At 61.5% G+C, this 26,736-nt stretch carries 24 protein-coding genes; 12 read left to right on the top strand and 12 right to left on the bottom strand.

From position 1 onward, the window contains the following. Nucleotides 1-12 precede the first annotated feature (12 nt). Genes ureE through ureG form a run of 3 tightly spaced genes read left to right on the top strand, consistent with a single transcriptional unit; the run spans nucleotide 13 to nucleotide 1,815 of the window. The gene (ureE, locus tag ACZ1HH_RS01930; RefSeq protein ID WP_487320347.1) at nucleotides 13-543 is read left to right on the top strand and encodes an urease accessory protein UreE; all 531 of its coding nucleotides are present in this window, start codon (nucleotides 13-15) and stop codon (nucleotides 541-543) included. After that, nucleotides 533-1,177 (top strand): urease accessory protein UreF, encoded by a 645-nt coding sequence (locus ACZ1HH_RS01925; RefSeq protein WP_472637340.1) that lies wholly within the window; start codon nucleotides 533-535, stop codon nucleotides 1,175-1,177. The genes ureE and ACZ1HH_RS01925 overlap by 11 nt, the downstream gene beginning before the upstream one ends. Further along, the gene (gene ureG, locus ACZ1HH_RS01920; protein ID WP_472637163.1) at nucleotides 1,174-1,815 is read left to right on the top strand and encodes an urease accessory protein UreG; all 642 of its coding nucleotides are present in this window, start codon (nucleotides 1,174-1,176) and stop codon (nucleotides 1,813-1,815) included. Before ACZ1HH_RS01925 ends, ureG begins: the two co-directional genes overlap by 4 nt. A gap of 92 nt (nucleotides 1,816-1,907) precedes the next feature. Here the strand turns inward: ureG and ACZ1HH_RS01915 are convergent, their stop codons facing one another. Then, a complete protein-coding gene (locus ACZ1HH_RS01915; RefSeq protein WP_472637162.1) occupies nucleotides 1,908-2,057 on the bottom strand; it encodes a hypothetical protein in 150 nt (49 codons plus the stop codon). Nucleotides 2,058-2,412: 355 nt separating this feature from the next. Between ACZ1HH_RS01915 and pgi the strand changes: the two genes are divergently transcribed. The 6 genes from pgi (at nucleotide 2,413) to ACZ1HH_RS01885 (ending at nucleotide 9,498) form a co-directional block, all read left to right on the top strand. After that, on the top strand, nucleotides 2,413-4,023 hold the full coding sequence (pgi, locus tag ACZ1HH_RS01910; RefSeq protein ID WP_472637161.1) for a glucose-6-phosphate isomerase: 1,611 nt from the start codon (nucleotides 2,413-2,415) through the stop codon (nucleotides 4,021-4,023). Nucleotides 4,024-4,047: 24 nt separating this feature from the next. Beyond that, nucleotides 4,048-5,499 carry a glucose-6-phosphate dehydrogenase gene (gene zwf, locus ACZ1HH_RS01905; RefSeq protein WP_472637160.1) on the top strand — a complete coding sequence of 484 codons (1,452 nt, stop codon included), beginning with the start codon at nucleotides 4,048-4,050 and terminating at the stop codon, nucleotides 5,497-5,499. Nucleotides 5,500-5,532: 33 nt separating this feature from the next. Continuing rightward, nucleotides 5,533-7,344: a phosphogluconate dehydratase gene (gene edd / locus ACZ1HH_RS01900; RefSeq protein ID WP_472637159.1), complete on the top strand. Its 1,812-nt coding sequence runs from the start codon at nucleotides 5,533-5,535 to the stop codon at nucleotides 7,342-7,344. A 4-nt stretch (nucleotides 7,345-7,348) separates the two neighbouring features. Continuing rightward, a complete protein-coding gene (gene eda, locus ACZ1HH_RS01895) occupies nucleotides 7,349-7,996 on the top strand; it encodes a bifunctional 4-hydroxy-2-oxoglutarate aldolase/2-dehydro-3-deoxy-phosphogluconate aldolase (protein ID WP_472637158.1) in 648 nt (215 codons plus the stop codon). Nucleotides 7,997-8,135: 139 nt separating this feature from the next. Further along, a complete protein-coding gene (locus ACZ1HH_RS01890) occupies nucleotides 8,136-8,552 on the top strand; it encodes a GFA family protein (RefSeq protein ID WP_472637157.1) in 417 nt (138 codons plus the stop codon). 70 nt (nucleotides 8,553-8,622) lie between these two features. Beyond that, on the top strand, nucleotides 8,623-9,498 hold the full coding sequence (locus ACZ1HH_RS01885) for an NAD-dependent epimerase/dehydratase family protein (RefSeq protein WP_472637156.1): 876 nt from the start codon (nucleotides 8,623-8,625) through the stop codon (nucleotides 9,496-9,498). Nucleotides 9,499-9,701: 203 nt separating this feature from the next. Here the strand turns inward: ACZ1HH_RS01885 and ACZ1HH_RS01880 are convergent, their stop codons facing one another. The 5 genes from ACZ1HH_RS01880 to ACZ1HH_RS01860 form a co-directional block, all read right to left on the bottom strand. Beyond that, nucleotides 9,702-10,367 carry a D-lyxose/D-mannose family sugar isomerase gene (locus tag ACZ1HH_RS01880; protein ID WP_472637155.1) on the bottom strand — a complete coding sequence of 222 codons (666 nt, stop codon included), beginning with the start codon at nucleotides 10,365-10,367 and terminating at the stop codon, nucleotides 9,702-9,704. Nucleotides 10,368-10,395: 28 nt separating this feature from the next. Continuing rightward, complete coding sequence (locus ACZ1HH_RS01875) at nucleotides 10,396-11,019, bottom strand: nucleoside triphosphate hydrolase (protein WP_472637154.1); 624 nt, start codon at nucleotides 11,017-11,019, stop codon at nucleotides 10,396-10,398. Beyond that, nucleotides 11,016-11,792 carry an ATP-binding cassette domain-containing protein gene (locus ACZ1HH_RS01870; RefSeq protein WP_044027002.1) on the bottom strand — a complete coding sequence of 259 codons (777 nt, stop codon included), beginning with the start codon at nucleotides 11,790-11,792 and terminating at the stop codon, nucleotides 11,016-11,018. The genes ACZ1HH_RS01875 and ACZ1HH_RS01870 overlap by 4 nt, the downstream gene beginning before the upstream one ends. Next, nucleotides 11,792-12,853, bottom strand: a complete 1,062-nt coding sequence (locus tag ACZ1HH_RS01865; protein WP_168610298.1) for an ABC transporter permease — start codon at nucleotides 12,851-12,853, stop codon at nucleotides 11,792-11,794. Before ACZ1HH_RS01865 ends, ACZ1HH_RS01870 begins: the two co-directional genes overlap by 1 nt. A 190-nt stretch (nucleotides 12,854-13,043) precedes the next feature. Then, the gene (locus tag ACZ1HH_RS01860) at nucleotides 13,044-14,060 is read right to left on the bottom strand and encodes a sugar ABC transporter substrate-binding protein (protein WP_011537716.1); all 1,017 of its coding nucleotides are present in this window, start codon (nucleotides 14,058-14,060) and stop codon (nucleotides 13,044-13,046) included. 195 nt (nucleotides 14,061-14,255) lie between these two features. Here ACZ1HH_RS01860 and ACZ1HH_RS01855 point away from each other — a divergent pair, with 195 nt between their 5' ends. From ACZ1HH_RS01855 to ACZ1HH_RS01845, 3 genes are all read left to right on the top strand, one after another. Further along, nucleotides 14,256-15,452 carry an ROK family transcriptional regulator gene (locus ACZ1HH_RS01855; protein ID WP_472637153.1) on the top strand — a complete coding sequence of 399 codons (1,197 nt, stop codon included), beginning with the start codon at nucleotides 14,256-14,258 and terminating at the stop codon, nucleotides 15,450-15,452. A 128-nt stretch (nucleotides 15,453-15,580) separates the two neighbouring features. Beyond that, on the top strand, nucleotides 15,581-16,417 hold the full coding sequence (locus tag ACZ1HH_RS01850; protein WP_472637152.1) for a sulfite exporter TauE/SafE family protein: 837 nt from the start codon (nucleotides 15,581-15,583) through the stop codon (nucleotides 16,415-16,417). Next, the gene (locus ACZ1HH_RS01845; RefSeq protein WP_472637151.1) at nucleotides 16,408-17,100 is read left to right on the top strand and encodes a FadR/GntR family transcriptional regulator; all 693 of its coding nucleotides are present in this window, start codon (nucleotides 16,408-16,410) and stop codon (nucleotides 17,098-17,100) included. The genes ACZ1HH_RS01850 and ACZ1HH_RS01845 overlap by 10 nt, the downstream gene beginning before the upstream one ends. Nucleotides 17,101-17,140: 40 nt before the next feature. Here ACZ1HH_RS01845 and ACZ1HH_RS01840 read toward each other — a convergent pair whose 3' ends face one another. From ACZ1HH_RS01840 to ACZ1HH_RS01815, 6 genes are all read right to left on the bottom strand, one after another. Then, entirely contained in the window at nucleotides 17,141-17,935 is a 795-nt protein-coding gene (locus tag ACZ1HH_RS01840; protein WP_472637150.1) for an ORF6N domain-containing protein, read from the bottom strand. A 136-nt stretch (nucleotides 17,936-18,071) separates the two neighbouring features. After that, entirely contained in the window at nucleotides 18,072-19,034 is a 963-nt protein-coding gene (locus ACZ1HH_RS01835) for a glucokinase (RefSeq protein WP_011537711.1), read from the bottom strand. A 332-nt stretch (nucleotides 19,035-19,366) separates the two neighbouring features. Beyond that, entirely contained in the window at nucleotides 19,367-20,161 is a 795-nt protein-coding gene (locus ACZ1HH_RS01830; RefSeq protein WP_044027000.1) for an IclR family transcriptional regulator, read from the bottom strand. 192 nt (nucleotides 20,162-20,353) lie between these two features. Further along, entirely contained in the window at nucleotides 20,354-21,532 is a 1,179-nt protein-coding gene (locus ACZ1HH_RS01825; protein ID WP_472637149.1) for an acetyl-CoA C-acyltransferase, read from the bottom strand. Nucleotides 21,533-21,553: 21 nt separating this feature from the next. Beyond that, nucleotides 21,554-23,644: a 3-hydroxyacyl-CoA dehydrogenase NAD-binding domain-containing protein gene (locus ACZ1HH_RS01820; protein WP_472637148.1), complete on the bottom strand. Its 2,091-nt coding sequence runs from the start codon at nucleotides 23,642-23,644 to the stop codon at nucleotides 21,554-21,556. A gap of 180 nt (nucleotides 23,645-23,824) precedes the next feature. Continuing rightward, nucleotides 23,825-26,608, bottom strand: coding sequence for a methyl-accepting chemotaxis protein (locus ACZ1HH_RS01815; RefSeq protein WP_472637147.1), 2,784 nt, complete (start codon nucleotides 26,606-26,608; stop codon nucleotides 23,825-23,827). Between the last annotated feature and the right edge of the window lie 128 nt (nucleotides 26,609-26,736).

Raw genomic sequence — 26,736 nt, 5'->3', positions numbered from 1 at the left:
GGGGGGCCGATCATGAGCACCCCCCGGCTGATCGCCCGACACTATCACGGGCACCCCCATGACGAAAGCCCGCGAGATTGCGTGGTGCTTGATTACGACGCCCGCTTCCTGCGCCGAAAGGTTCTGACCTGTGAGAGCGGAGAGCGTCTGCTGGTGGACCTTTCGCATACGACATCACTTGATCACGATGGTGTCTTGCTGCTCGAAGGCGGCGGCGAGATCCGTGTGGTTGCGGCCCCAGAGCCACTTTTGGAGGTCACCGCCGATCATCTGCCGCGAATGGCCTGGCACATCGGAAACCGCCACACCCCCTGCCAGATCGAGGCGTCCCGGCTGCTGATCCAGCGCGATCATGTGATCCGGGCCATGCTCGAACAGCTCGGCGCGCAGCTCAGAGAGGTGGAGGAGCCCTTCACGCCCGAAGGCGGCGCTTATGGTCACGGGCGCACCCACGCCCATGAACACGGCCATACGCACCATCACGGCCAGCACCACGATCACGCAGATCCTGGCCACAGCCACGACCATTCCCATGACCAGTGAGGCGACGCTGAAGCTGATGCAATGGCTTTCGCCGGCCTATCCGGTGGGGGCTTTTGCCTATTCGCACGGACTCGAAGGCGCCGTCGCAGAGGGGCATGTGCGCGACGGGGACACATTGTCGGACTGGCTGAGCGACCTGCTGACCCATGGTGGCGCGCGCTCGGATGCGCTGCTCTTGGCCTGTGCCTATCGCACAGAAACCGCAGCGTCGCTGGCGGAGATCGACGACACCGCGCGCGCGTTTTGCCCCTCGGCGGAACGTCTGCATGAGACCGACCTGCAGGGCGCGGCCTTTTGTCGGACCACGGCCGCGATCTGGGACACAGCATTGCCTAGCCTCACCTACCCCGTGGCCGTGGGGCACGCGGCCAGACTCAATGATATTGCGCTGGATCTTACGCTGAACATGTATCTGCATGCCTTCCTCTCCAACCTTGTTGCGGCCGGTCAAAGGCTTCTTTCGCTTGGACAGACGGAGGCACAGCAACGCCTCAACGCCTGCGGGCCACAACTGCGCAGGACGGTCGACGCGGCGCTCTCCGGTACGATCGACGATCTCTTTGGTGCGAGTTTTGCCGCTGATATTGCCTCCATGCGCCATGAAACCCAATATTCGAGGATCTTTCGCTCATGACATCGCAGACAAATGCGCCCCATGGACCGCTCCGCGTCGGCATCGGCGGCCCCGTGGGAGCAGGCAAGACCACGCTCACGGCAGAGCTTGCCCGCGCGCTGAAGGATCATCACTCCATCGGCGTCATCACGAACGACATCTACACACAGGAAGATGCCGAGGCCTTGATGCGCCAGCAAATCCTGCCACAGGACCGGGTGATCGGCGTTGAGACCGGCGGCTGCCCGCACACGGCAATCCGCGAGGATGCCTCGATCAATCTCGCGGCGGTGGCCGAGATGCAAAACCGTCACCCCGAGGTGGAAATCGTGCTGATCGAAAGCGGTGGTGACAATCTTTCGGCCACGTTCTCGCCGGAACTGGCGGACGTGACGCTCTATGTCATCGACGTGGCCGCAGGCGAAGAGATCCCGCGCAAGGGTGGCCCGGCCATCACCCGCTCAGACCTTCTGATTATCAACAAGACCGACCTTGCCCCCCACGTGGGGGCTTCGCTTGAGGTGATGGAACGCGATGCGACGCGCATGCGCAATGGGCTGCCATTTGCCTTTACTGCATTGCGTCATGGCGAAGGAGTCGACACCGTGCTGCGCCATCTCTTTGACATCGGCGGCATCGACTCGGGCGCGGTGACATAAAGAGAACGCCGCCCGGGCAAACCCGAAGCGGCGTCTCACGAGGTGTCGGGGACCTATATCTGGGACCAGGCCAAAGACCGCGGGTCTTGGACCTAGATACTCTGTGTCTGGTCTGCCTGTGTCTGGGCCATCTGTCCGGCAGGGACCACATCAGAGCAATATTCGTTTTGTGCATAGGATTTGGTCAGGCTCACGCCGACGATCAGAACCACCAATGCACCTGTTTTAATATGTTGGATCATATCGGTATCCTCTGGCGACAAGGGCAACATTCGCCCCTCACACCAGCAGGTTTAACGTGCAGCTTGCATGCAAAATATGAAGCGGTTCACATAAGGCGCAAAAAACTTCGACCTTCGCTTGGACCAGACCACCGCGCATGCGATAAGCTGGGACTTGAACTCGCCAGCCCCGCGCCTTTGGGCTTGGCTCAGGATCCGCAGGCGTCAAAGACCAACCCGTCAGTGGCAAGTTTGCGAAAATTTGGAATTTGAACTAGCATTGTTAGCGCTAACTTGGCATACAGGCCGCGAACCGGATCTCGCAGGCGCGCCACCAGCGCCGCCTATTCGATGCGAATAACGAGGAGCCCACTTGATGAGTGACATTTGGCAGCAACTCTCAGCCCATCGCGCCGCGACCGAGGCCACCCCGCTCACCGACTACTTTGCACAGGACGCCGACAGGTTCGCGCGCTACTCCGCCTCTGCCGGTGAGATGTTGCTGGACTATTCCAAGACCGCGCTGGACGATACCGCGCGCGACCTTTTGGTCCAACTGGCCGAAAGCGTGGATCTGAAGTCGAGGATCGCGGCGATGATGTCGGGGGCCAAGATCAATTCAACAGAGAACCGCGCCGTGCTGCATACGGCCCTGCGCGCGCCAAAGGATGCAGTCGTTGAGGTGGACGGCGAAAACGTCGTCCCTGGCATCCAAAAGGTCCTGGCGCAGATGGGCGCCTTTGCCACCGCCCTGCGGGAGGGCAGCTACCAGACCAAGACCGGTAAAGCCTTCACTGATGTTGTGAACATCGGCATCGGCGGCTCTGACCTTGGCCCGGTGATGGCCACGCTGGCGCTTGCCCCCTATCACGACGGGCCCGCCTGTCATTTTGTGTCCAACGTGGATGGCGCGCATATCCATGACGTGCTGGCCGGTCTGAACCCGGAAACCACTCTGGTCGTGATCGCCTCCAAAACCTTTACCACCATCGAGACGATGACCAATGCCGAGACCGCTATCCAGTGGCTCAAAGGCGCGCTGGGTGAAGATGTTTCGACCCATCTGGCGGCCGTGTCGACAGCACTGGACAAAACGGCCGCGATGGGCATTCCAGACGCCCGTGTCTTTGGCTTTGCCGATTGGGTGGGCGGACGCTACTCCATGTGGGGGCCGATCGGTCTGCCGATCATGATTGCCGTTGGGCCGGAGGCATTTGGCGAATTCCTCGCAGGCTCAGCCGCGATGGATCAGCATTTCCGTGATGCGCCGCTGATGGAAAACCTGCCTGCGCTGCTCGGGCTCATTGGCGTCTGGCACAACAACATCTGCGGCTATGGTTCGCGCGCGGTCCTGCCCTATGATCAGCGCCTGTCCCGCCTGCCCGCCTATCTTCAGCAGCTTGATATGGAGAGCAACGGCAAATCCGTCGCGCTCGATGGCAGCCCCCTGCCCCGCGCCTCCGGTCCCGTGGTCTGGGGCGAGCCCGGCACCAACGGTCAGCATGCGTTTTACCAGTTGCTGCATCAGGGTACGCAGGTGATCCCCACCGAGTTCCTGATTGCTGCAACAGGTCACGAGCCCGAGCTGGCCCATCAGCACAATCTTCTGAAAGCCAACTGCCTTGCTCAGTCCGAGGCGCTGATGCTGGGGCGATCCTGGGATGAGGCGCGCGAGATTGCCATCGCGCGCGGATTTGACGGGGTGGATGCCGACCGTATGGCCGGGCATCTGAGCTTTCCCGGCAACCGTCCCTCGGTGACCATCGCCTACCCCAAACTGACGCCATTCGTATTTGGTCAGATCGTTGCTCTCTACGAACATCGTGTGTTCACCGAAGGCGTGATCTGGGGGATCAACTCCTTTGATCAATGGGGGGTTGAGCTGGGCAAAGAACTGGCGACCCGCCTTCTGCCGATGGTCGAAGGGGCAGATGCATCCCAAAAAGACGCCTCCACCCGCGGCCTGCTCGCCAAACTCTCCACCTGACCGTCAACCAAGAGGAAGACACCCATGGTATCCCGCGTCATCCCCGTCGACAGTTTCGACTTCGTCTTGTTCGGCGCCACCGGCGACCTTGCCCGACGCAAGATCCTGCCAAGCCTGTTCCACCGCTTTCAGATCGGCCAGTTCGACGACAACAGCCGCATCATCGGTGCCTCGCGTTCCAAGATGGATCAGGGTGAGTTTCAGACCCTCGTGGGCGATGCGCTCAAGGAATTTGGCGACATCCCCGCCGATGCAGAACCAGATGTGGAGCGGTTTCTGTCGTTTCTGGATTACGCATCGGTAGATGCCAAGGGCGATGGCGGCTGGTCGGATCTGGGCAGCAAGCTGCGCGATGGCGTAGTGCGGGCGTTTTATCTCTCAGTCGCGCCTTCGCTCTTTGGCGACATCGCCGGGCGGCTCAAATCCACAGGCATCGCGGACGACCAGAGCCGCATCGTGGTGGAAAAACCCTTCGGTCACGATCTGGCCTCGGCACAGGCGTTGAATGCCGCCCTGCGCGAGCACTTTGAAGAAAGCCAGATCTACCGGATCGACCACTACCTTGGCAAAGAAACGGTGCAGAACCTGATGGCGCTGCGCTTTGCCAATTCGCTCTTTGAGCCGCAGTGGAATTCGCATCACATCGACCATGTGCAGATCACCGTCTCCGAGAGCATCTCGGTTGCGGGTCGGGGCGAGTATTACGACAAATCCGGCGCCATGCGGGATATGGTGCAGAACCACCTGATGCAGCTTCTGTGCCTCACCGCGATGGAGCCTCCCTCCACCTTTGACCCCAATGCGGTGCGCAATGAAAAACTCAAGGTAATCGAGAGCCTCGTACCCGTGGCCGCAGATGACATCGTGCGTGGCCAGTATCGCGCCAAATCCGGGGATGACAGCTACCTTGACCACGCAGGTGACCCGCAGTCGCGCACCGAGAGCTTTGTCGCGATGAAGGTCGAGGTGGCAAACTGGCGCTGGGCAGGGACACCGTTCTACCTGCGCACCGGCAAATGCCTGCGGGAGCGCGTGTCGGAGATTGCGGTGTATTTTCGCAAACCGCCGCACAATATTTTTGGCGAGGACAATGCGATTGATGGCAATATGCTGGTCATTCGCCTGCAACCCGACGAAGGCATCACGCTCAAAACCACGATCAAAGATCCCGGCCCCGGAGGCATGCGCCTGACGTCTGCGGATCTCGACATGACCTTTGCTGACAGCCTGCCCGAAGCGGGTCGCCCGCAGGACGCCTATGAGCGTCTCATCATGGATGTGATCCGGGGCAATCAGACCCTGTTCATGCGCGGCGATGAGGTCGAGGCCGCCTGGACCTGGGCCGACCCGATCATCAACGCGTGGGACACATCCACCCGCGCGCCGCAACCCTATGACCAAGGCGGCTCCGGCCCCGAGGATGCGCTTTTGCTGCTGCACCGGGATGGCCGCCGCTGGCGCTCCATCGGCGCCTGACCCTGTACTGAGATCTGAAAAGGAGGCACGCCAATGTCGCTCAATGCAACACTCGCCGCCGTCACTGACCGTATCATCGAACGCAGCCGCCCCACGCGCGAGGCTTACCTGGCGCGGATGCGCGCCGCCGCCTCCAAAGGCCCGGCCCGCGCGCATCTGAGTTGTTCCGGTCAGGCCCACGCCTATGCCGCCACCGGCCCGGATCAGGAGACACTGGCCACCGGCACTGGCGGGCACCTCGGCATCGTCACCGCCTACAACGACATGCTCTCGGCGCATCAGCCGTTTGAAACCTACCCCATGCTGATCCGTGAAGCGGTGCGCGAAGCGGGCGGCACCGCGCAGGTGGCCGGTGGCGTGCCCGCAATGTGCGATGGCATCACGCAGGGCGAAGCAGGCATGGAGCTGTCGCTCTTTTCGCGCGACAGTATTGCGATGTCCGTCGGCATCGCCCTGTCGCACAACGTCTTTGATGCCACCGTGTTTCTGGGCGTTTGCGACAAGATCGTTCCCGGCCTTGTGATCGGCGCCCAGGCCTTTGGCCATTTGCCCGCCGTGTTTCTGCCCGCAGGCCCGATGACCTCTGGTCTCTCAAACGACGAAAAAGCGCAGATACGCCAAAAGTTTGCCAAGGGTGAGATCGGCAGGGACGAGCTACTCAAGGCCGAAATGGCCGCCTATCACGGCCCCGGCACATGTACGTTCTACGGCACCGCCAACACCAACCAGATGTTGATGGAGTTCATGGGGCTGCACCTGCCCGGGTCGTCCTTTGTCAATCCCGGCACCGAGTTGCGCGACGCCCTCACCCGCGAAGGCGCCAAACGCGCGCTGTCGCTCTCGGCGCTTGGCAATCACTACACGCCGACCTGCGATATTCTTGATGAAAAGGCCTTTGTGAACGGCATGGTCGGGCTGATGGCGACCGGTGGTTCTACCAACCTGCTGATCCATCTTATTGCCATGGCCCGCGCGGGCGGCATCATCCTCGACTGGCAGGATTTCTCCGAGATCTCCGATGTGGTGCCGCTGCTGGCGCGCGTCTATCCCAACGGGCTGGCGGATGTGAACCACTTCCACGCCGCGGGGGGGCTTGGATACATGATCGGGCAGCTCCTTGAGAATGGCTATCTGCATCCCGACACAAAAACCGTGACCGGCGAGGGGCTTGGCGCCTATCTGATGGAGCCTTTCCTCGACGGTGGCGCGCTCACATGGCGCAAGGGCACCACGGAATCCCTGAACGACAAGATCGTGCGCCCTGCCTCGGATCCGTTCCAAAAGACCGGTGGCCTTGCACGCCTGACAGGCAACCTCGGCACCGGGGTGATGAAGATCTCTGCCGTGGCCGAAGAACATCGCGTCGTTGAGGCACCCGTGCGCGTTTTCCACGACCAGGACGAGGCCAAAGCGGCCTTCAAGGCGGGTGAGCTTGATGAAGGCGACGTCGTGATCGTGGTCCGTTTCCAAGGACCCAAGGCCAATGGCATGCCGGAGCTGCACTCGATGACGCCCTTCCTGTCGATCATGCAAGGACGCGGGCAGAAAGTGGCGCTTGTGACCGATGGTCGGATGTCGGGTGCCTCTGGCAAGGTTCCCTCCGCGATCCATGTCGTCCCCGAGGCCCTCGATGGCGGCGCAATCGCCAAGCTGCAGGATGGCGACGTTGTGCGGGTGGATGCGGTATCGGGCGATCTCGAAGTCCTGACAGAGGGCGTGCTAGACCGCCCGGCGGCAACCGCCGATCTTACCTCTTATCGACACGGCACTGGGCGCGAGCTCTTTGCCCTGTTTCGCAATTCCGTGACCTCTGCCGACACCGGCGCAACCGTATTTGGAGTTTGACCTCATGACACTTACCCCGCAACAGTCCAGCGCGAAGGCGCGCGAAATCTGCGCCCTCGCCCCGATCGTTCCGGTCCTCGTTGTGCATGACGTCGCCCACGCCCGCCCCTTGGCCGAAGCACTGGTCGCTGGCGGTCTGCCAGCCCTCGAAGTCACCCTACGCACCCCGGCTGCACTTGATGTGATCCGCGAGATGTCCAAGGTCGAAGGCGGTGTTGTCGGTGCCGGGACGCTGGTCACGCCCGCAGACGTGACCGCTGCTGTTGAAGCTGGCGCAAAGTTCGGCGTCTCCCCCGGCTCCACACCCCTGCTGCTTGATGCGGCTCTGGCTGCGGATCTGCCGATGCTGCCGGGTGCGGCCACCGCTTCTGAGGCCATGGCGCTCTTGGAGCGTGGCTATGACATGCTGAAATTCTTCCCCGCCGAAGCTTCCGGGGGCGCGCCCGCGCTCAAGGCCATTGGCGCGCCTTTGCCGCAGATTTCATTCTGCCCCACCGGGGGCGTCAGCCCCAGCAATGCCGAAAGCTATCTGAGCCTCTCCAACGTGGTCTGCGCAGGCGGCAGTTGGGTTGCACCGGCCAAACTCGTCGAGGCAGGCGACTGGAAAGCCATTGAAGACCTGGCCCGCGAGGCAAGCACGCTCGCCCGCTGAAGGGGCCATGATCAACCTTACAGAACCTGTACCGGGCGCCGCCAGCCAGCGGCGCCCGGTACATTTCTACAGACCCAGGCTTGACCCGCCCCCAAAGCCACGACAGCCTGCGCGCACCCTCACAACCAACGGAGCGCCCATGACGCAAGATTACACTGGAAGCTGTCTCTGTGGCGCCATTGCGTTTGAACTCACGGGTGATATCGCCGCCTTCTTCCTTTGTTATTGTTCGCGCTGCCGCAAAGGAACGGGCAGCGCCCATGCTGCAAATCTCTTCGCTCCCGACGCGTTGATCTACTGGACCCGTGGCGCGGAACATCTGCGCCAGTACCAGCACAACAACAGCCGCCACTGCCGCAGCTTCTGCCCCACCTGTGCAAGTCCCATGCCTCAGGTTCAGCCCGATTGCATTGTGATCCCCGCAGGCTGTCTCGATCAGGTGCCCGAAGTCACGATCAGCGCGGGCATCTGCTGGTCAGACCGGGCCAAATGGGTCGATGGCATCGCTGCGGCTGATAAAACTGATGGATTGCCCCAAAATCATTCCCGTCGCTGAAATACCGCTTGCCCTCAATCATGGTTGAGATCCGACAACATCCCAGAGACGTTTTACCGGAGACAAAACCATGCGTATTTTCCTCTTGGGGGCCACGGGCTCCATCGGCACTGCCCTCCTGCCCGAACTCTTGGCCGCGGGGCATCATGTCACCGCACTTTGCCGTTCTGACATAGCGGCCAGGACCGTAGATGCGCAGGGTGCCAAAGTGTGTCGCGGCGACATGCGCGCGCCTCAGGATTGGGCCCCTGCGCTTGAGGGCCAGGATGTGGTGATCCATGCCGCCATCACCTTCGATGAAGAGATGGCCGCCGCCGACCGTCAGGTTGTCGACACGCTGATCAACGCGGCCCAGACGCGCGCTGCTGCCCTGCGCGTGATCTATACCGGGGGATGCTGGCTCTACGGCGACACCCGAGGTCGAATTCTACACGAGGCAGACGGGTTTAACCCAATTCCTGCATTTCGCCCCTTTCTGAATCAGGCCGAACGTCTGATGAGGGCGCCCACTCTCTCCACAGCCACACTGCATCCAGCAATGGTGTACCATCAAGAAGGCGGCGTCTTTGATCGCATGCTTGCAGACATCGCGGCAGAGCGCCCGATTGAACTGTGGGGGAACGCCAGCATCCGCTGGCCACTGATCCACCGCAAGGATCTCGCGGTTGTCTATCGGTTGCTCGCAGAGAACCCAGACCTAACCGGGCATTTCAACGCGGTTGCTCAATGCGGGGTCGAGATCGGCGCAATCGCCGCAACGCTCGCCCGTGCCCACGGACATGATGGAACCGTGAATTCCCTCTCTCGCGCCAAGGCTCAGGCACTTGCAGGGCACTGGGCGGAGGGGCCAATGCTCGACCAGAGGCTCAGTGGAGCGCGCCTTCGAGCAGCGACGGGTTGGGTCCCGCAGTATCAAGATCTGGAACAGTGCTTCCCGCCCCTCTGAGCGCCTGAAAGCCACCAAATCCACGTTGGAACAGTCTTATCGAACTCCAGCCCCCGTACTACAAGGGTTCCTCAGCACAGATAGTGTCCTGGTTCATCTTCTTGAGAAAGATACCGGGGCGCGCGCAGGGCAGCGCACCTCGCTAAGTCAAACGGGCGCAGCAGGGCGCCGCCCCGGTGTTTCGCATAAAACCAACCCGTTCTTTAGTAGTCTGAGACCAGAAGATGCGTCGGGGCTGTATCCTCTTCGATCTGACTGAAGCGTCCGATCTCCATTTCAAACACATTGTCGGTGCGATCATCATTGACGGTCGACACCTCGCCAATCAGGCAATCGCCTCCCTCGGACCAGAACGCATGCCAGATCCCCGGCATCAGGGTGACGCTTTCACCGGGTGCGAGCTTGAGCTTGCCGCCCGCAGGAAGCGTGCGCGCGATCCCATCGCAGGCCACCGTCACCGGGGCCGCGCGATCAATGCCTCCATCGCGATCCGGGGCAAAGAGCTCGATCACCAATGTGCCGCCGCCGCGATTGATAATATCCTCGGCCTTGATGTTGTGACGATGCATCGGAGACAGCTGCTCTGCCCGCGAGATCATGATCTTCTCCGCATAAAGCATCCCGCGGCCTTCGCTCAGATCCTCATGGCTCCCGTTGCGCGCGGTAAAAAGGAACAGACCCAACTCGTCAAACCGCCCCTGACCGTAGTCGGTAATATCCCATCCCAAGCCGCGCGACCGAATATCGGCTGCCTCCGGCGCCCGCATCTGGTCGGGTGTCCAGTGCGCAAACGGGGGCAGATGCACCCCGTGGCTTTTGATGAAAGACCAACTCCGGTCCAGTATTTCATTCACCTCAGAGCGTTTCACGCCCGCACTCCTTTTGTAGGTCCATAACTCAGGCCTGCGGCCATGTAAGGTCCGCCGGCAGGCGCGCGGCCTCGATCGCGCGCGCATTTGCCAGGTCATTGCCCTGCGCCCGCGCCACCGCCGCTGCATGATCCAGCCCGTGATCCAGCCAACGCTGCACCAGCCGCGCCTCAAGATCCGCCATTGGAACCTCAAGCCGGATTGACACGTCCCAGATTGCAGCCAGATCGCGCCAACCGGGCGCGTCAAACAATAGATAGTTGCCTTCGATGATCGCCACACGACATTCCGGCCCGACCTCGGCTGCACCCGCTATGGCTATGTCGCGCGCCCGGTCAAACAGCGGGTAGATCACACGCTCTTGGTGTTTCAACGCATGGCACAGACGCTGAAACCCCTCGAGATCAAAGGTTTCAGGTGCGCCTTTGCGCGCCAGCAGCCCGCGTGGCTCCAACAGGCGATTGTCGAGGTGAAACCCGTCCATTGGCACCACCTCCGCAAGGAGCCCCTGCGCGCTCAGAGCGGCGGCCAGCGGGTTGGACAGGGTGGACTTGCCGCTTCCGGGCGCCCCGGAGAGAGCCACCAACTGTCGTCCCGGCTGGCGAGGGTCGAGCCGCTCCAGAACGCCTTGGCAGAGCGCCGCGAGGGTCATGCCGCCGACAGCTCCGCATCAGGCTCCTTTGCGCCGGTCATATAGGCCACCGCATCGGCCATTTCGTGCTCTTTGGGATCGATCACACAGAGCCTGCGCCCCAGACGATGCACATGGATACGATCCGCGACCTCAAACACATGTGGCATATTGTGGCTGATGAGGATGATCGGAATGCCCCGCGACTTCACGTCTTGGATCAGTTCCAGCACGCGGCGGCTTTCCTTCACCCCAAGCGCGGCCGTGGGCTCGTCCAGGATGATCACCTTCGACCCAAAGGCCGCCGCCCGCGCCACCGCAACGCCCTGGCGCTGGCCGCCCGACAGGGTTTCCACCGCCTGATTGATGTTCTGGATTGTCATCAACCCCAGATCATTGAGCTTTTGGCGGGCAATCTCCTCCATCCGGCTACGGTCCAGTTGCCGCAGGAGTTGCCCGCGCCAGCCGGGTTTGCGCAGCTCGCGCCCCATGAACATATTGTCGGCAATCGAGAGCGCAGGCGACATCGCGAGGGTCTGATAGACGGTCTCGATCCCGGACTCGCGCGCATCGATCGGCGAATGGAAATTCACCGGTTTGCCTTCCAGCTCCACCGTGCCCTCGTCCGGGATCACCGCGCCCGAGAGCGCCTTGATCAGCGTGGACTTGCCCGCGCCATTGTCTCCGATCACCGCGAGAATCTCTCCCGGCATCAGGTCGAAGTCACAATGATCGAGCGCCGTGACCTTCCCGTAGCGTTTGACGAGATTGCGGCCTTTGAGAATGGGTTCCATCATACCGACACCTTTCTGATCCACTGATCCACGGCCACGGCGGCAATGATAAGCACACCGATGAGGAGATAGGTCCACTGTGCATCTGCCCCGAGCAGTCGAAGACCAAGCGTAAACACACCCACGATCAGCGCGCCAAAGAACGTGCCAAGCACCGAGCCTCGCCCGCCAAAGAGAGAAATGCCCCCGATCACCACCGCGGTGATGGACTCGATATTGGAGAGTTGCCCCGAGGTGGGAGACACCGAACCGATGCGCCCGATCAACGCCCAGCCCGCAAAGGCGCAAATAAGACCCGAGAGCATATAGACAGAGATCAGCACCTTGTCGGTATTGACCCCCGACAGCTCGGCTGCGTCCTTGTCGTCGCCAACCGCATAGACATGTCGCCCCCAGGCGGTGTGACGCAGCACATAGGCAAGCACCAGCACCAAGACGATCATGAAGATCACACCGTAGGTGAAGACCGCACCGCCCACTTTGAATTTCTCGCCAAAGAACTGCAGGAAGGGCGCCTCTTCGGCGATCACCTGGCTGCGGATGGTTTCATTGGCAGAATAGAGGAAATTCGATGCCAGGACGACCTGCCACATGCCGAGCGTCACAATGAACGGCGGCAGTTTCATCTTCGCAACGAGCCAGCCATTGATGTAGCCGCAGAGCGTGCCGCACAAAAGCCCACAGGCCACCCCGAGGGTCGGTGGCAGGCCATAGCGGAATGTAAACTGCCCCATCACGACCGACGAGAGCACCATGATGGCCCCAACCGAAAGATCGATGCCCGCGGTGAGGATAACCAGCGATTGAGCACAGGCGACAATGCCCACGATTCCAACCTGTTGCAGGATCAACGTAAGCGCAAACGGAGAGAAGAACTTCGACCCCAACAAGAGGCCGAATATGATGATGGACAGCACCAGCACGATCAACGGCACAAGCGAAGGCGTCACATGCAGGGCGTGCTGGAATTTCTGGATGAAACTCTGCGGGCCCTGATCAAATTCGGCGACCTTGTCCGGGCTTCCGGCGACCGCGGCTTCATAGCTCTGCGGGGTTGACATCATACTCCTCCAAATCACCCGCAACGGCGGGGTTTGTTTTTATCATTGTTGTAATAGGGCCAAAGGGGCGGCGAAGGCGCGCCGCCCGACTGAATTGAGTGCTAAGTACGCCTCTTGACGCCTCGCCTCGAGGTAAAGGCAGTCATTTCCGGATCAGGCGAGGCCGCGTGGGCCTCGCCTTTGGGTCAAATCAGCCCCAGCAGAGGTTGGTGCCCTCTGTGGTGTCGATGCTTTCAACACCGTCAACCGGCTGGTCCGTCACCAGCGCAACGCCGGTGTCAAAGAACGCCTTGCCCGGAGTAGGCTCCGGCTTCACGCCTTCTTCGGCCCATTTCTTAATCGCCTCAACGCCCAGCGAGGCCATCATCAGCGGGTATTGCTGCGAGGTGGCGCCGATCACGCCATCCTTGACGTTCTGCACGCCAGGGCAGCCGCCATCGACGGAGACGATGAGCACATCGTTTTCCCGACCGATGGACTTCAGCGCCTCATAGGCCCCGGCAGCAGCCGGCTCGTTGATGGTGTAAACCACGTTGATCATTGGATCTTTGGCGAGAAGGTTCTCCATCGCCTTGCGGCCACCTTCCTCATTGCCCGCCGTGACGTCATTGCCGACGATCCGCGGGTCGGTCTCGTCACCCCATTTGTTGGGGTCCCCGATGTCGATGCCAAAGCCCTGCAAGAAGCCCTGATCGCGCAACACGCCCACGGTGGGCTGACTCACGGCCAGATCGAGCATGCCAATCTTGGCATTAGCCGCGTCATCCCCAAGGGCCGCTGCCGCCCACTGGCCAATCAGCTCGCCAGCAAGGAAGTTGTCGGTGGCAAAGGTCGCATCAGCCGCATCAATCGGGTTGAGAGGTGTATCGAGTGCGATCACCACGAGGCCCGCATCGCGCGCCTGCTGAACAGCGGGTACAATCGAGGACGTATCAGACGCGGTGAGCAGGATACCCTTGGCGCCGTCTGCAATGCAGGTCTCAATCGCGGCCACCTGGGTTTCATGGTCCCCGTCGATCTTGCCCGCAAACGCCTTGAGCTCCATGCCCAGCTCCTCGGCCTTGGCGGTCGCCCCTTCTTTCATTTTGACAAAGAACGGGTTGGTATCCGTTTTGGTGATCAGGCAGGCCGTCACCTTTTCATCCGCTTGCGCAGCACCCGCCAGCAAGCCCACACCGGCAATGGTGGTCAGCAGTAGTTTCTTCATGGTCTCCTCCCAGAAACAACATTCTACTCAGTCAGTTTGCGTCGCTCAGCCCTCTTCCTCCGTGGGGCTGTTGCGGTCGATGCCTGCATCAAAGCCGTGATTCCGCATCTCTGTCAATAAATAAATAAAGTTGATTTATTAAAGCGACCCATGCAGGCTCTTGCCTCAAATGCAGGAGGAGCGCATAGACCAGTCATGCCAGATCCACGCCCCTACTCCACCGGCGCAAGCCAGAGTGAGCTTCGTGCTTACAATGAACGCCTGTTGCTCACGCTCTTGCACCAAGGTGGCGCCCTACCCGGCAGTGAAATGGCACGGCGCACCGGGCTGTCGTCCCAGACCGTCTCTGTGATCCTGCGCAAGCTCGAACAGGACGGTCTGGTGCTGCGCGGCGAGAGCCAGAAAGGCCGCGTGGGCAAGCCTTCGGTCCCGATGGGCATCAATCCCGAGGGCCTGTTTTCCTTTGGTGTCAAGATTGGCCGGCGCAGTACGGATTTGGTGCTCACAGACTTTCGAGGCGGGCTGCGCGCCGAGCGGCAACTGCGATACGCCTATCCGCAACCTGACGATGTATTTGAGTTTATCAAAACCGGCATAGAAGACATCAGCGCCGATCTGAGCCCGGAGCAACAGGCGCGGATCTGCGGCATCGGCGTTGCGACCCCCTTTGATCTCTGGCGCTGGCATGCACAAGTCGGCGCCCCAAAGTCCAGCCTCACCGCATGGCGCGCGCTGGATCCGACGATCGAAATTGCCCGCTTCAGCCCCCTGCGGGTCTTTGTCATCAATGATGCCACCGCAGCATGCCGAGCCGAGCATATGTTCGGCGCCAGCAGCCGTTGGCGCGACAGCATCTATTTCTTCATCGCGGCCTTCATTGGCGGTGGCGTGGTGCTCAATCACTCCGTCTATGAAGGCGGCATGGGCAATGCGGGGGCTCTAGGGCCCCTGCCCTCGCAACGAGCTGATGGCAGCAATTGCCGCCTGCTCGACAGCGCGTCCATCCGCGAGCTCGAGCGGCTTCTGAATGAGGCCGATATTGATCCACGCGCGCTCTGGGAGCAACCGCAGGATTGGAGTGCCTTTGCCCCGCAGGTGGATCAATGGCTCGAAGAAACCGCCTGCGCCCTGGCGCGTGCAGCGCTGACCACCTGCGCGGTCATTGATTTTCAGGCTGTTGTGGTAGATGGGGTACTGCCAAGGTCCATCCGCCAACGCCTGGTCGATCGCATTCGCGAAGAGCTCCCCAAGCTGGATGCCCGCGGCCTGATCCTACCCGACGTCCAGGAGGGCCAGATCGGCCCGCATGCCTCGGCCCTTGGAGCGGCCGCCAAACCCCTGATTGCGCAGTATCTCCTTGATACTCACGCCGGTTTCACTGCCACAAGCTGACACCCGCGAACCACACGCAAGCGCCGGACCGTGCCATCCGTTGCGGGGCTTGACGCGCGAGTTGCGCAGCGCTTAAACCAATTTCAAATTGGTATTCCCATCAACACCCGGAGAGGGACAGGACAGATATGCTCGAATTTCAAACGCTCTTGCCCTTGCTGGGCGTGGCCGCAGGTGCAGGCGTCGCCGGGGGCATACTTGCTGGGCTCTTGGGGGTCGGAGGCGGCATTGTCATCGTGCCCGCGCTCTATTTTGCGCTTGGCCTCACCGGCATGGACCCTGCCCTGACGATGCAGGTCGCCGTGGGCACATCGCTTGCGACAATCGTGTTCACCGCGCTGTCGTCGGGCTATGGCCACTACAAGAAGGGCGCAATCGACATGGCGCTCCTCAAGCTCTGGGCACCCTCCATCCTTGGCGGCGTGGTTATCGGCGGCGTTTTGGGCGGGCTAGTGTCAGGCATCGTCCTTCTGGTGGTCTTTGCGACCATCGCGATGGCCGTGGCCCTGGACCTGATGCTGCGCAAACCCAACGACTCCCCAGAGCCCCGCTCCTTCTCCAAACCGGTCTGGGCTGCACTCGGCGTCTTTGCCGGAGCGGTCTCGGCCATGATGGGCATCGGCGGCGGCACGGTCTGCGTCCCAACCCTGAGCTTTCTGGGATATGACATTCGCAAGGCGGTCGGCACCTCGGCTGCCATCGGGTTCATCATTGGCCTGCCCGGTGCAGTGATCTATATGGCCACCGGATTTGGCGCCGAAGGGTTGCCGCCGCTCTCGCTGGGCTACGTGAACCTTCTGCTGGCGGCGGTAATCATTCCGCTCTCGACCACATTTGCCCGGGTGGGCGTGAAACTGGCCCACTCGATCCCCCGCCGTGCACTCAAACTCTCGTTTGGGGTCTTTTTGATGGCGACCTCCCTGCGCATGTTTGCCGATCTCGCGGAGCAAATGGGGTGGCTCTGAGCCACCCCAACCCTCCGGAGCAAGCACTGCGCGAAGCCATCCTCAATGCGGGCGCGTCACCCGATGGCCGCCTGCCACCCGAACGGATCCTCGCGGCGCAGCTCTCGATCTCTCGAACCCAGTTGCGTGGCATCCTGGACGCGATGGCGCGAGATGGGCTGATCTTTCGCCGTCACGGACAGGGTACGTTTTTGCAGCCACCTCCCGTGCAGGCTGCGGAGCGCCTGAGCACGCTTGCCAGACGCGTCACGCCGCGCGATCTGATGGAGGTCCGTCTCGATCTCGAACCGGCGCTCGCTGCCCATGCCGCCCGGCGCGGCAGCGCAGAGGACAAGACACGCCTGCTTCAACTTATGGAACACAGCCTCGCGGCGGACGATATTGAGCGCTACGAACACGCGGATGATCTCTTTCACTACAAGATTGCCGAGATGGCTGGAAACCCGCTGTTCCTGTCACTCTTTGAAGAAATTCGCACCCTGCGACGTGCAGGCGACTGGCAACGCACGCGGCGCGCAGCGCTCACGGGCGACGACATCGCGCGCCTCTCGGCGCTGCACCGCGACATAGCGCAGTCCATCTGCGCCGGATCCGCCGAAGACGCCCGCGCCGCCATGCGCCAGCATTTGCAGCAAGTCTCCGGAGCACTCCGCCGCAGCGATGCGGCATCCGGTGAGAGTTAGCACGGCCCGCGCCGCAGGCGCTCCGCTGGACGACCCGGCATCAGGTGCCGAGGTCCTTCAACACTGCTAACAGCGTGTCCACATCGCCCTGATCCAGATAACGCTGCACTTCAATAACAATCCGCAACTGCTTGGCAAGATATGCCATCTGGCGATGATTGTTCTCGATGTGGCGGGCCGAAATTTCGGCATCAATCGCCTCGGCCTCCTTCAAAAGCTTCTGCACCTCGGCCAATGTCTTTTCATTGGCGATGTCCTGCTTTTTCAAATGCGCCTTGATCGCCGACAGCCCCTCAAGCGCGATCTGGCGCGCCTCATCGCGCACCGTTGTTTCCTGCACCGGATCAGCAATGGCATCGAGCACCCGCCCCAGAGCAGCATCCAGCTTTCCGACGAGACCGCTACGCTCGCGCCCGGCGATGGGCACCAGATCATTGACTGGCAGCGATAGTGGCAGGTTCTGCCCCTGCGCCTTCGCCATCAGGCCACGCCGCGCAGCCACAAAGCTGCGGACCACAAACCGCGAGGCCTCTGCTGCGCGTGGCGATCGCATCAGCGTCGCCGCCATCACCGCACCATGCTCGGTATACATCATCGGAGGATGGCGCAGTCCTCCATGCGTTTTTGATATTCCAAGTTGGAATTTCAACTCGGCAAACTCTTCGTCAGTCAGCCGAAAGGCAAAATCCTCTCCAAAGCGGTCGGCATTATTGTTCACCAGCTTGTTGAGATTCCCGGTTGTGTAGGAAAACAGCTCTGCAAGTTCGGCATCCCGGATCACCGGCTGACCGCGAAAGGTAAAAATCTGCGGCGAAGGCAATGTGCTATCCGTCATAGAGGCTGTGAAACTCCGCTTCGGTCAAAAGAATGACTGCAATGCTTGGCCTTCTGTCTTGGAATATCAAGATGAGACTGGCCGGACACACGCCAGGGCGCGCTGGATGATGCGGCTCAAATACGGCGCATCGACCTCAGCGGGCGCGCAGATAATTGCGCGCGCCGATCAGGCCGAAATTGGGCTGATGATAGAGATGCAGTGGCAGCTCTTCGCGCCACGCGGTGTGGCGCCCACCGGCGTTGAACGCCTCCACAAAGGCGGCATCAAAGATCCACGGGTTTGCGGCGGCAACGCCCCCGGTGACGAACACGCCCCCTTTGGCCGCGAAGACGAGACCGAGATCCCCCGCGACTCCGGCGAGATACTGCGCAAAGAGCGACACCGCACGCACCGCTGCGGTGTCGAGCCGCGCCTGCGCGGACTGAAAAATCTCCGCCCCAGTCGTGAGCGGCGCGGTCAGCTCCATGCTGCGCGCAACCGCGCGGTAAAAGTAAGGCAACCCTGTGCCCGAGAGGATGCCTTCGGCCTCTACCGCAAGCCCCGGCCCCATGCCGATCTCGGGCCATTCCTCGCGTAGCGCCTCAAAGATCGCGACCTCATCGGCCGTGCGCGGGCCGATGGCAACATGCCCCCCTTCGCCAGGGACAACGCAGGGTTCGCCATTGGCCCAAATCAGGGCCCCCACGCCAAGCCCGGTGCCCGGGCCGATGATCAGGCAGGGTTCCTTGGGGAACACCGCCTGCCCCTGCAGCACGGTCACATCCCCCGCGCTCACCGACGCCAGTGACCAGGCAGCGGCTTCAAAGTCATTCAGAACTTTGACCCGCTCGGTTTGCAGGGCTACGGCAATCCCGCGTTCGGAAAAACTCTGGTTGGCGTTGGTCAACTGAACGGAGCCGCCCCGCACCACACCTGCCGCCGCAATGACGGCACGGCCAGGCGCGCTGCCGCGATGGGCTGCAAAATCTGCACAGGCCTCTTCAAGGTTCTGCGTGCCCTTGCTGTCATACCGGGCTTGCTCGAGGATCTCCCCCTCCGCATTCACGGCCGCCAGCCGCATGTTTGTTCCGCCGACGTCAGCGATCAGATTCCACATCTTAGCCCCTCCAGTTCGCCACACCAAACAGGCGCGGGCAAAGCCGATGCTCAGGTTGTCAGTTGCCATGGGTCAAACAGGCTAAGCGCGCGCGGGTCAAGCCCCAGCGGTCATTTCGCGACCGCTTTGCTGATCGTTGGCCAAAACCCGCGCGACTGTCGCCCAAGAGCGCTCCAGACGCAAGTGTTAGCGCAAACAAATTCCACAAAAAACATCGCCCTCAAACAGCGGCTGATCGTGTCGCTGGCCACGCTCCCATCAAGGCGCAGGCGCCCTGATGGTGCATCCGCTCAGAAATCAGTGACCCCGACAGAACAGAAAGCACGTCAATCTCAGGCCGACGCTACGGCCGAAACCGCGTGCCCCGTGAGCAGCTTCAGCCTGTTGACCGCCTTCACAAGCTCGGGGCCGACCTCGACATGCATCTGTTCGGTGCTCAGATCATCCACATTGGCCCCGCAGAAGATCGACACCGGTTCGCCGATTTCGGAGGGGCGAAACGGGGTTGCGACCGCATGGATCGCGCGAGAATAGCGCATATCCTCTGCCACACAGGCATAGCCCACACGCCGCAGCTGCGCGCTCTGGTGCTGCCAGACCTCTTCGCAGATCTCGGCCCCCTCCTCGGGCAAAAGCGCCTCGAGCTTTTCACGCTCCTCCTGCGTCAACGCCCCAAGGTAGGCCACACCCGATGAAGAGGTCAGAACCGGCATGCGATAGCCCACATCGAGCCAGATCGCTCCCGACCCCTCGGGCCGCCAGGTTTTTACGATCAGCATGGTGCCATCGTCCTGAATCGCAACTCCGACGAGGGCATTCACCTTGTTGGCAAGCTCCTGCATGATCGGTGCGGCCACCGTCACAAACCCAAACGCTGCAGACGCGATATTGCCAAGCGCGAGCGCCGCAGGCCCAAGCCGGTATTTGTCAAAGTGACGCCCATGCGTGAGATAGCCCAAGGCACAGAGCGTGAACGTCAACCGGGAGACGGTGGAGCGCGGAATACCGGTGCGCTCCGAGATTTCGAGATTGCCCAAGCCGTTGTCGGACGGACGAAACGCGCGCAATATCTTCAGCCCACGCGCCAGGGTGTTGGCGTATCGGCGATCCTGCTCAAGATCACGCATCATTTTTCGTCCTTTACCGTCACCGGGAGGCACCATCATACAAAGTTCTCTCGCGTCAAGAAAAGAGAGTTTTGCTGCTGCCTCAACGCCTTTGCCATAGTCTCACAGTTGTTTTCTGGGGCATTTGCACTTTTGGGGCCACGACGCCCGGACTTGGACGTCGTGGCTGATGTTCCGCGGGGCGGACCCGCGTCAGAAGATCTCGAACAGCCCCGCAGCGCCCTGGCCGCCGCCAATGCACATGGTGACAACGCCGAGCTTTGCGCCGCGCCGTTTGCCTTCCAACAAGAGGTGCCCGCTCATCCGTGCGCCTGTCATGCCAAAGGGGTGGCCAATGGAAATCGACCCGCCGTTCACGTTGCAGATCTCCGGATCAATCTCGAGCCGATCCCGGCAGTAGAGCGCCTGTGAGGCAAAGGCTTCGTTGAGCTCCCACAGATCGATGTCGGAGACCTTCAGACCATGACGCTCCAGCAGGCGCGGCACCGCAAAGACAGGGCCAATCCCCATCTCATCGGGCTCGCAGCCGGCGGTCACAAACCCCTTGAGCGCGCCTAGGGGCTCCAGCCCTTGCTTTGCAGCAAGATCAGCATCCATCACCACCAGCGCGGCAGCACCATCAGACAATTGCGAGGCATTCCCCGCGGTTACAAAGTGTTCTTCACCTCGTACCGGCTTCAGTCCCGCCAGCCCTTCGAGCGTGGTGTTCGGGCGATTGCAGTCATCCATCGCAAAGGTCACCTCTTTGTAAGAGACTTCCTTGGTTTCCTTGTCGGTGAGTTTCTGGGTGACGGTAATCGGAACAATCTCATCGTCGAATTTGCCCGCAGCCTGCGCGGCAGCAGTCCGCATCTGGCTTTGAAGCGCGAGTTCGTCTTGTGCCTCTCGGCTTACGCCGTAGCGCTTGGCCACCACGTCCGCCGTCTCAATCATGGTCATGTAGACATCGGGTTTGTTGGCCTCGATCCAGGCGTCGCGGCGCTGCGCCGGACGCGAGGGGGGCATCTGGCTGATGCTTTCGACCCCGCCCGCAATTGCGGCAGAGGCGCCCTCCATAGTGACCGCATGGCTCGCCATCGCCAACGCCTGAAGACCCGAGGAGCAGAACCGGTTCACCGTCGCCGCCGCCACCGTCACGGGCAGTCCTGCGCGGACAACGGCTTGGCGGGCGATATTGCCGCCGGTCCAGCCCTCGGGGTAGCCACAGCCGATAAATGCGTCCTCAATCAGCGCCGGATCCACCTTGGAGCGGGCAACGGCATGTTCGATGGCATGCCCTGCCATCTGCGCGCCATGGGTGTCGTTGAACGCCCCGCGATAGGATTTGGCGAGGCCGGTCCGGGCCGTTGAGACAATAACTGCTTGTTTCATAGTCTTTTCCTCTCTGGGCGATCAGGCGTTATTGAGATCGGCAAAGGTCTTTCCCTCTGCCACCAATCGTTTCAAAAGCGGTGCAGGCTGCCAGAGGAAGTCATCCTCCTGCGCAAAACGCTCGATGTCGGCGAGGACTTTCTCCAGACCCACGGTGTCGGCATATTGCATTGGACCACCACGCCAGCGGGGGAACCCATAGCCGTTGAGCAACGTCACATCGACGTCCAGCGGACGCAGCGCGATACCCTCCTCAACGACTCGGGCCGCTTCGTTGATCATCGCCGCCATATAGCGATCCACGATTTCCTGTTCGGGGATTTCGCGTGCGGCAATGCCCTTGGCTGCGCGTTCCTCGGCAATATGGTCGATCACCTCTGCGTTGGGCGTCTGCCCGCCGTCATCATAGACGTAAAAGCCCTTGCCGGTTTTGCGCCCAAAATGCCCCGCTTCGCACAACCGGTCGGCAAATTCGGCATAGACCTCTCGCGGGTCCCGCGTCGGCGCAAGCCGCTTGCGCGTGGCCCAGCCGATATCCAGCCCTGCAAGATCGCTCACCGCGTAGGGCCCCATGGCAAGGCCAAAGTTCACCAGAGCGCGGTCTACCTCAAAGGGGCTCGCCCCGGCGAGAACCGCGCCATCTCCGGCCTTGCGGTAATGGCTCAGAATCCGGTTGCCGATAAAGCCGTCACAGACGCCTGCGCGCACCGCGACCTTTTTCAGCCGTTTCGCAAGGGCAAACCCGGTTGCGGTCACGTCGGGCGCAGTTTCATCCGCCACGACGATCTCCAACAGCCGCATCACATGCGCGGGCGAGAAGAAATGCAGCCCGATCACATCCTGAGGCCGCGTCGTCATCGCGGCAATTTCATTCACATCGAGATAGGAAGTGTTGGAGGCCAGAACCGCGCCCGGCTTGCAGATCGCATCCAGCTTTGTGAAGACCTCTTTTTTGACCTCCATGCTCTCAAACACCGCCTCGATCACCACATCAGCCGTCGCGAGCGTGGCGTACTCCGCGCTGGCCTCGAAGGCCTCGCGCATGATGGCGTCGAATTTCTCTTGAGTGAGCTTGCCGCGTTTGACCGAGCCCTGCAGGATCTTGGCAACATTGGTTTCTGCACGCGATACCGCCTCGGCGTCGCGTTCGATCAACGTGACCTGAAGTCCCGTCAACAACGCCGAGACCGCGATCCCCGCGCCCATGGTACCGCCGCCGATCACACCGATCCGAGAGATCGCGCGCGGCTCTACCCCATTGATTTCGGGCACTTTTGCCACCTGTCGCTCGGCAAAAAACGCATGAATCAAGGCCGCGCGCTGGTCGCTCTCCATCAGCTCCTGAAACAAGGCACGCTCATTGGCGAGTCCCTCGGCAAACGGCAAAGAGAGTGCGCCTTCGACTGCTTTGACACAGTTCTGAGGGGCCAGCTGGCCACGGGCTTTCTTGGCAAGTTTTGCCCGCGCCTGCTCGAACACATCCGGAGAGACGGGCTCCGGGGCGATGTCGCTGGTGCGGCGCGGCTGCGCGCCCGATGCTATCAGCTCTCGCGCATAGGACAGGCCCATTTCGCGGATATCTGCCGTGTCGCTGATCCGATCAATGACACCCGCCGCGAGCGCTTCTTCGGCGCCGATCTGACGTCCCGAGGTGATCGCCTCCAGCGCAAATTCCACCCCGGCCAACCGTGGCAGACGCTGGGTGCCACCGGCCCCCGGCAGGATGCCCAGCGTCACCTCTGGGAGACCAAAACGCGCCGAGGGCACCGCGATACGGTAATGCGCGCCAAGCGCGACCTCCAACCCGCCGCCAAGTGCGGTTCCATGCAGAGCGGCCACAACCGGGACCGCACAGGCCTCGATGCGGTTTATCAGATCAGGAAGGAACGGCTCTTGCGGAGGTTTGCCAAATTCCCGGATGTCCGCCCCGGCAATAAAGGTGCGATCGGTTCCATAGATCACCGCCGCCTTGACGTCATCGCGGCGGGCAATCTCGGCAAAGGCCGCGTCCAAACCCTGCCGTACGGAATGGCTCAGGGCGTTTACGGGGGGATTTGCGATGGCGATGACCGCGATGTCATCGGTAATTTCCAAAAGCACGGGGTCTGACACGGACGGCTCCTCCTTGCACGGCAGCGACTGTGATTCAACGTATCACCTACCGCGCCTCGCTAGTAATTTCAACATGCGGAATTATGTACCTCATAGCGGAATGCTACTCGAGCCATAAAAAGACCCCGGCGGGCACAGTGGGCCTGCCGGGGTGCTTCGTGTTCAGATTGGGCCGGAGTATTACGTCCCGGTTGCCTGAGTGTCGTCGCCATCAAAGTCGGACCAGTCTGTCTGCTCCGGGACAAAGGGCTCTTCGACCTCGGTGGCCTCCCACTCGATGTCCTGTGCATCGCCCCAGCTTGTGGGGGCAAGCGCCTCTGATCCGGCGTCCTCGCCCACATCCCCAGCGCCCGCGGCAGGGGTCCGCGCCGTATTTGCCGTCTGGAACCGGGCCACCAGATCCGCAAGCGTCTCCGCATCCGTGTTCAGGAGCTGGCTCGCCGCAGTGGCCTCCTCGACCATGGCAGCGTTTTGCTGAGTCACCTGATCCAGCTGGTTCATACCCGTGTTGATTTCCAAGAGCCCCGTGGATTGCTCCTGCGCACCGGTGGCGATCCCGGAAATCAGCTCAGAGACATGACTCACGCGGTTCAGGATGTTGTCCAGCGCCTCCCCGGCCTTGCCCACAAGATCAACACCACGCTCCACCTGTTTCGAGCTGTCGCTGATCAGGTTCTTGATTTCCAGCGCCGCATCCGAAGAGCGCTGCGCAAGGCCCCGCACCTCGGAGGCCACAACCGCAAAGCCACGCCCCGCCTCCCCGGCCCGGGCCGCCTCGACACCGGCATTGAGTGCCAAGAGGTTGGTCTGAAAGGCGATATCGTCAATCACCGAGATGATCTGCGCGATCTTGCCCGAACTCTGTTCGATCTCGGTCATCGCCGAAACCGCGCTGCGCACGATATCGCCACTGGCTTCGGCCTCGCTGCGCGCCTCGTTCGAGGTGCGTTCCACATCGCGCGCGCCTTCCGCGGCAGAGGTCACGCTGGCCGTCATCTCATCCAATGCGGCGGCGGTCTCTTCGAGCGTCGCGGCCTGGCTTTCGGTGCGATGCGACAGGTCCTGCGAGGCCTGGCTGATTTCCGAGGCGCCGTTGCGAATGGAGGCAGAGGTGTCGATCACCTGGCCGACGGTGTCATTCAAGGTGTCGAGGGTGCGGTTGAAGTCGAGCCGCAGCCGGTCATAGCCCTCGCCGAGTTCTTCGTGGATGTGGCCGGTCAGATCCCCGCTGGAGAGCCGCTCCAGCCCCGTGCCCAGCGCCTCGACCGCCTTGGCCTGCACCCGTTCGCGCTCCTCGCGCTCGGCGGCCGCCATCTCTTCGAGCTCTTCTTTTTCGACGATCCCATCGCGAAACACCGACAGCGAGCGCGCGATCCGGTAAATCTCCGTGCTGGTGCGTTCAAACCCGGTGACAGGGCTGCGATCCCCCTCCGCAAGCCGTTCCGTGCTCGCACTGATCCGGTTCAACGGACGCAGGATCAGAAGCTGGGTCACCAGCAAGGCCGTCAGGAAAACGCCCGCAGCCATCGCCAGAGAAATCATCATGTTGCGGCTGGCCGTTGCCACTTCGCCCGAGATGTCACTGGACATGGTGCGGATGACGCCGAGGGTCTGGGCGGCAAACTCAGAGGCACGGTCCGCAATTTCCAGCACCGTTGCCTCGGTTTTCTGCGTGGCCTCCTGGGCCGCGGCCTGCGCTGAAAGCTCATTCATGCGCAGGGCGGCAAGCCCGGCTTCCTCTTCGGCAAAGGCGGCCACACGGCTGAGAAGCTCGACAACAAGCGGGTCCTGAAAATCGGTGTAATTCGCCAGATTGCGGCTGGCCTGCGACAGCGAGAATGCCGCGTCCTTCACCTGCTGTTCATCCGAGGCGGTCAACACATCAAGCGCCGCAACCTGAAAACTGTTCAGATGCTGGCTGATCTCCATCAGGACATTGAGGAAGCCCACTTCATTGGTCATCAGCTCACGCAGCCTGTCACCGTTTTCCTTGCTGGTGCGCGCCGCAGAGGCGGAGAGCTTCAACAGCTGCGCATCAATCGCCATGACGATAAACCGATCCGTGTCGGCGCGGGATTTCATCGCGGCTTGGCGCAGGGACTCGGACGGAAACAGGCTCTGCGCAATCACGGATTGCAGCGTAAAGAGGGCGCTGTGGATGAGCGAAACATCCAGCATTTCGGGCGCGTTCGCCTCAATCTCCTCGGAAATCTCCTGCAGGCGGGCATCAGAACTGTCAGCGAGCGCTTGCAGCCTCGCAATCGTTTCCTTGTCCTTGGTACCCCCAAAAGCCACGGCAGCCCCCGCCAGAAGGTTCAGTTCGGCCCGCGCTTCGAGGAGCAGCTCCAAGTTGTGAAAATCGCGCTCGACCAAGAGCTTCAGGGATTTGTCGATGGCGTCATAGGTGTTCGCCGCGCCACGATTCAACTCCACCGATGCCGCCTGCACCAGCCCCGTCATCAGCTCCCCAAGGTCATTGACGATGATGTTGAAAGCCTCGATTTCCGCTTCGATCTGCGCCTCGCTATTGAGCGCATCGCGCCGCGCATCAGCCAGATCCGAGAGCGCCCCCGCAACCTGAGTCGCCTGCGCTTCGAACACGGGCTGCATCTCCGCATCAAGCTGGCCGATCAACTGCATCATATGCTCTGCGGCGGCCTCAGCTTCGCGCGAGGCCGTGTCGATCACGGAAACCTCGGTGGCGGAAATCAGCAACAACATGGTGTTCTTGGCTTGTTCAGAAGCCAGAGAAATCTCCCCCGCCAGTTCCAGCCCCGGGAGATCCTTTGAATTGAGCGTGGTCATGTCCCGGTCGATGCCCGACAGAACCGTGTGGATCATGTAGGCAAAGACGCAAAACGACGCCCCCATGACAAATAGGATCAGGCTCATCTTGGCACGGATACTACGGAACACACCAAAACCAGGACGTTTGATGGATGAGGAAGTCTTCAGCTTAGGCATAGTGTCCTCTGCGTGGGGTTGAGTCAGGGCAGCGCAAGAGCGCGGAGGAGGCGGCAGCGTAGGTCAAGCGATCTCGCACCGCCAAATGACCGGAGCGCGGCACATTCTGGGCGGGGCGCACAGCTCTA

Source organism: Epibacterium sp. HA2-3 (genome assembly GCF_055693725.2).
This window is presented reverse-complemented; position numbering and strand designations above follow the sequence as displayed.

What these genes read in the sequence shown, in the direction of transcription:
- ureE (WP_487320347.1), top strand. Translation starts at nt 13, where the DNA reads ATGAGCACCCCCCGGCTGATCGCCCGACACTATCACGGGCACCCCCAT.
- ACZ1HH_RS01835 (WP_011537711.1), bottom strand. Translation starts at nt 19,034, where the DNA reads ATGTGGAATCTGATCGCTGACGTCGGCGGAACAAACATGCGGCTGGCG.
- ACZ1HH_RS01885 (WP_472637156.1), top strand. Translation starts at nt 8,623, where the DNA reads ATGCGTATTTTCCTCTTGGGGGCCACGGGCTCCATCGGCACTGCCCTC.
- ACZ1HH_RS01890 (WP_472637157.1), top strand. Translation starts at nt 8,136, where the DNA reads ATGACGCAAGATTACACTGGAAGCTGTCTCTGTGGCGCCATTGCGTTT.
- eda (WP_472637158.1), top strand. Translation starts at nt 7,349, where the DNA reads ATGACACTTACCCCGCAACAGTCCAGCGCGAAGGCGCGCGAAATCTGC.
- ureG (WP_472637163.1), top strand. Translation starts at nt 1,174, where the DNA reads ATGACATCGCAGACAAATGCGCCCCATGGACCGCTCCGCGTCGGCATC.
- ACZ1HH_RS01865 (WP_168610298.1), bottom strand. Translation starts at nt 12,853, where the DNA reads ATGTCAACCCCGCAGAGCTATGAAGCCGCGGTCGCCGGAAGCCCGGAC.
- ACZ1HH_RS01840 (WP_472637150.1), bottom strand. Translation starts at nt 17,935, where the DNA reads ATGACGGATAGCACATTGCCTTCGCCGCAGATTTTTACCTTTCGCGGT.
- ACZ1HH_RS01925 (WP_472637340.1), top strand. Translation starts at nt 533, where the DNA reads ATGACCAGTGAGGCGACGCTGAAGCTGATGCAATGGCTTTCGCCGGCC.
- ACZ1HH_RS01855 (WP_472637153.1), top strand. Translation starts at nt 14,256, where the DNA reads ATGCCAGATCCACGCCCCTACTCCACCGGCGCAAGCCAGAGTGAGCTT.
- zwf (WP_472637160.1), top strand. Translation starts at nt 4,048, where the DNA reads ATGGTATCCCGCGTCATCCCCGTCGACAGTTTCGACTTCGTCTTGTTC.
- ACZ1HH_RS01815 (WP_472637147.1), bottom strand. Translation starts at nt 26,608, where the DNA reads ATGCCTAAGCTGAAGACTTCCTCATCCATCAAACGTCCTGGTTTTGGT.
- ACZ1HH_RS01875 (WP_472637154.1), bottom strand. Translation starts at nt 11,019, where the DNA reads ATGACCCTCGCGGCGCTCTGCCAAGGCGTTCTGGAGCGGCTCGACCCT.
- pgi (WP_472637161.1), top strand. Translation starts at nt 2,413, where the DNA reads ATGAGTGACATTTGGCAGCAACTCTCAGCCCATCGCGCCGCGACCGAG.
- ACZ1HH_RS01860 (WP_011537716.1), bottom strand. Translation starts at nt 14,060, where the DNA reads ATGAAGAAACTACTGCTGACCACCATTGCCGGTGTGGGCTTGCTGGCG.
- ACZ1HH_RS01830 (WP_044027000.1), bottom strand. Translation starts at nt 20,161, where the DNA reads ATGCGTGATCTTGAGCAGGATCGCCGATACGCCAACACCCTGGCGCGT.
- ACZ1HH_RS01850 (WP_472637152.1), top strand. Translation starts at nt 15,581, where the DNA reads ATGCTCGAATTTCAAACGCTCTTGCCCTTGCTGGGCGTGGCCGCAGGT.
- ACZ1HH_RS01915 (WP_472637162.1), bottom strand. Translation starts at nt 2,057, where the DNA reads ATGATCCAACATATTAAAACAGGTGCATTGGTGGTTCTGATCGTCGGC.
- ACZ1HH_RS01825 (WP_472637149.1), bottom strand. Translation starts at nt 21,532, where the DNA reads ATGAAACAAGCAGTTATTGTCTCAACGGCCCGGACCGGCCTCGCCAAA.
- ACZ1HH_RS01870 (WP_044027002.1), bottom strand. Translation starts at nt 11,792, where the DNA reads ATGGAACCCATTCTCAAAGGCCGCAATCTCGTCAAACGCTACGGGAAG.
- edd (WP_472637159.1), top strand. Translation starts at nt 5,533, where the DNA reads ATGTCGCTCAATGCAACACTCGCCGCCGTCACTGACCGTATCATCGAA.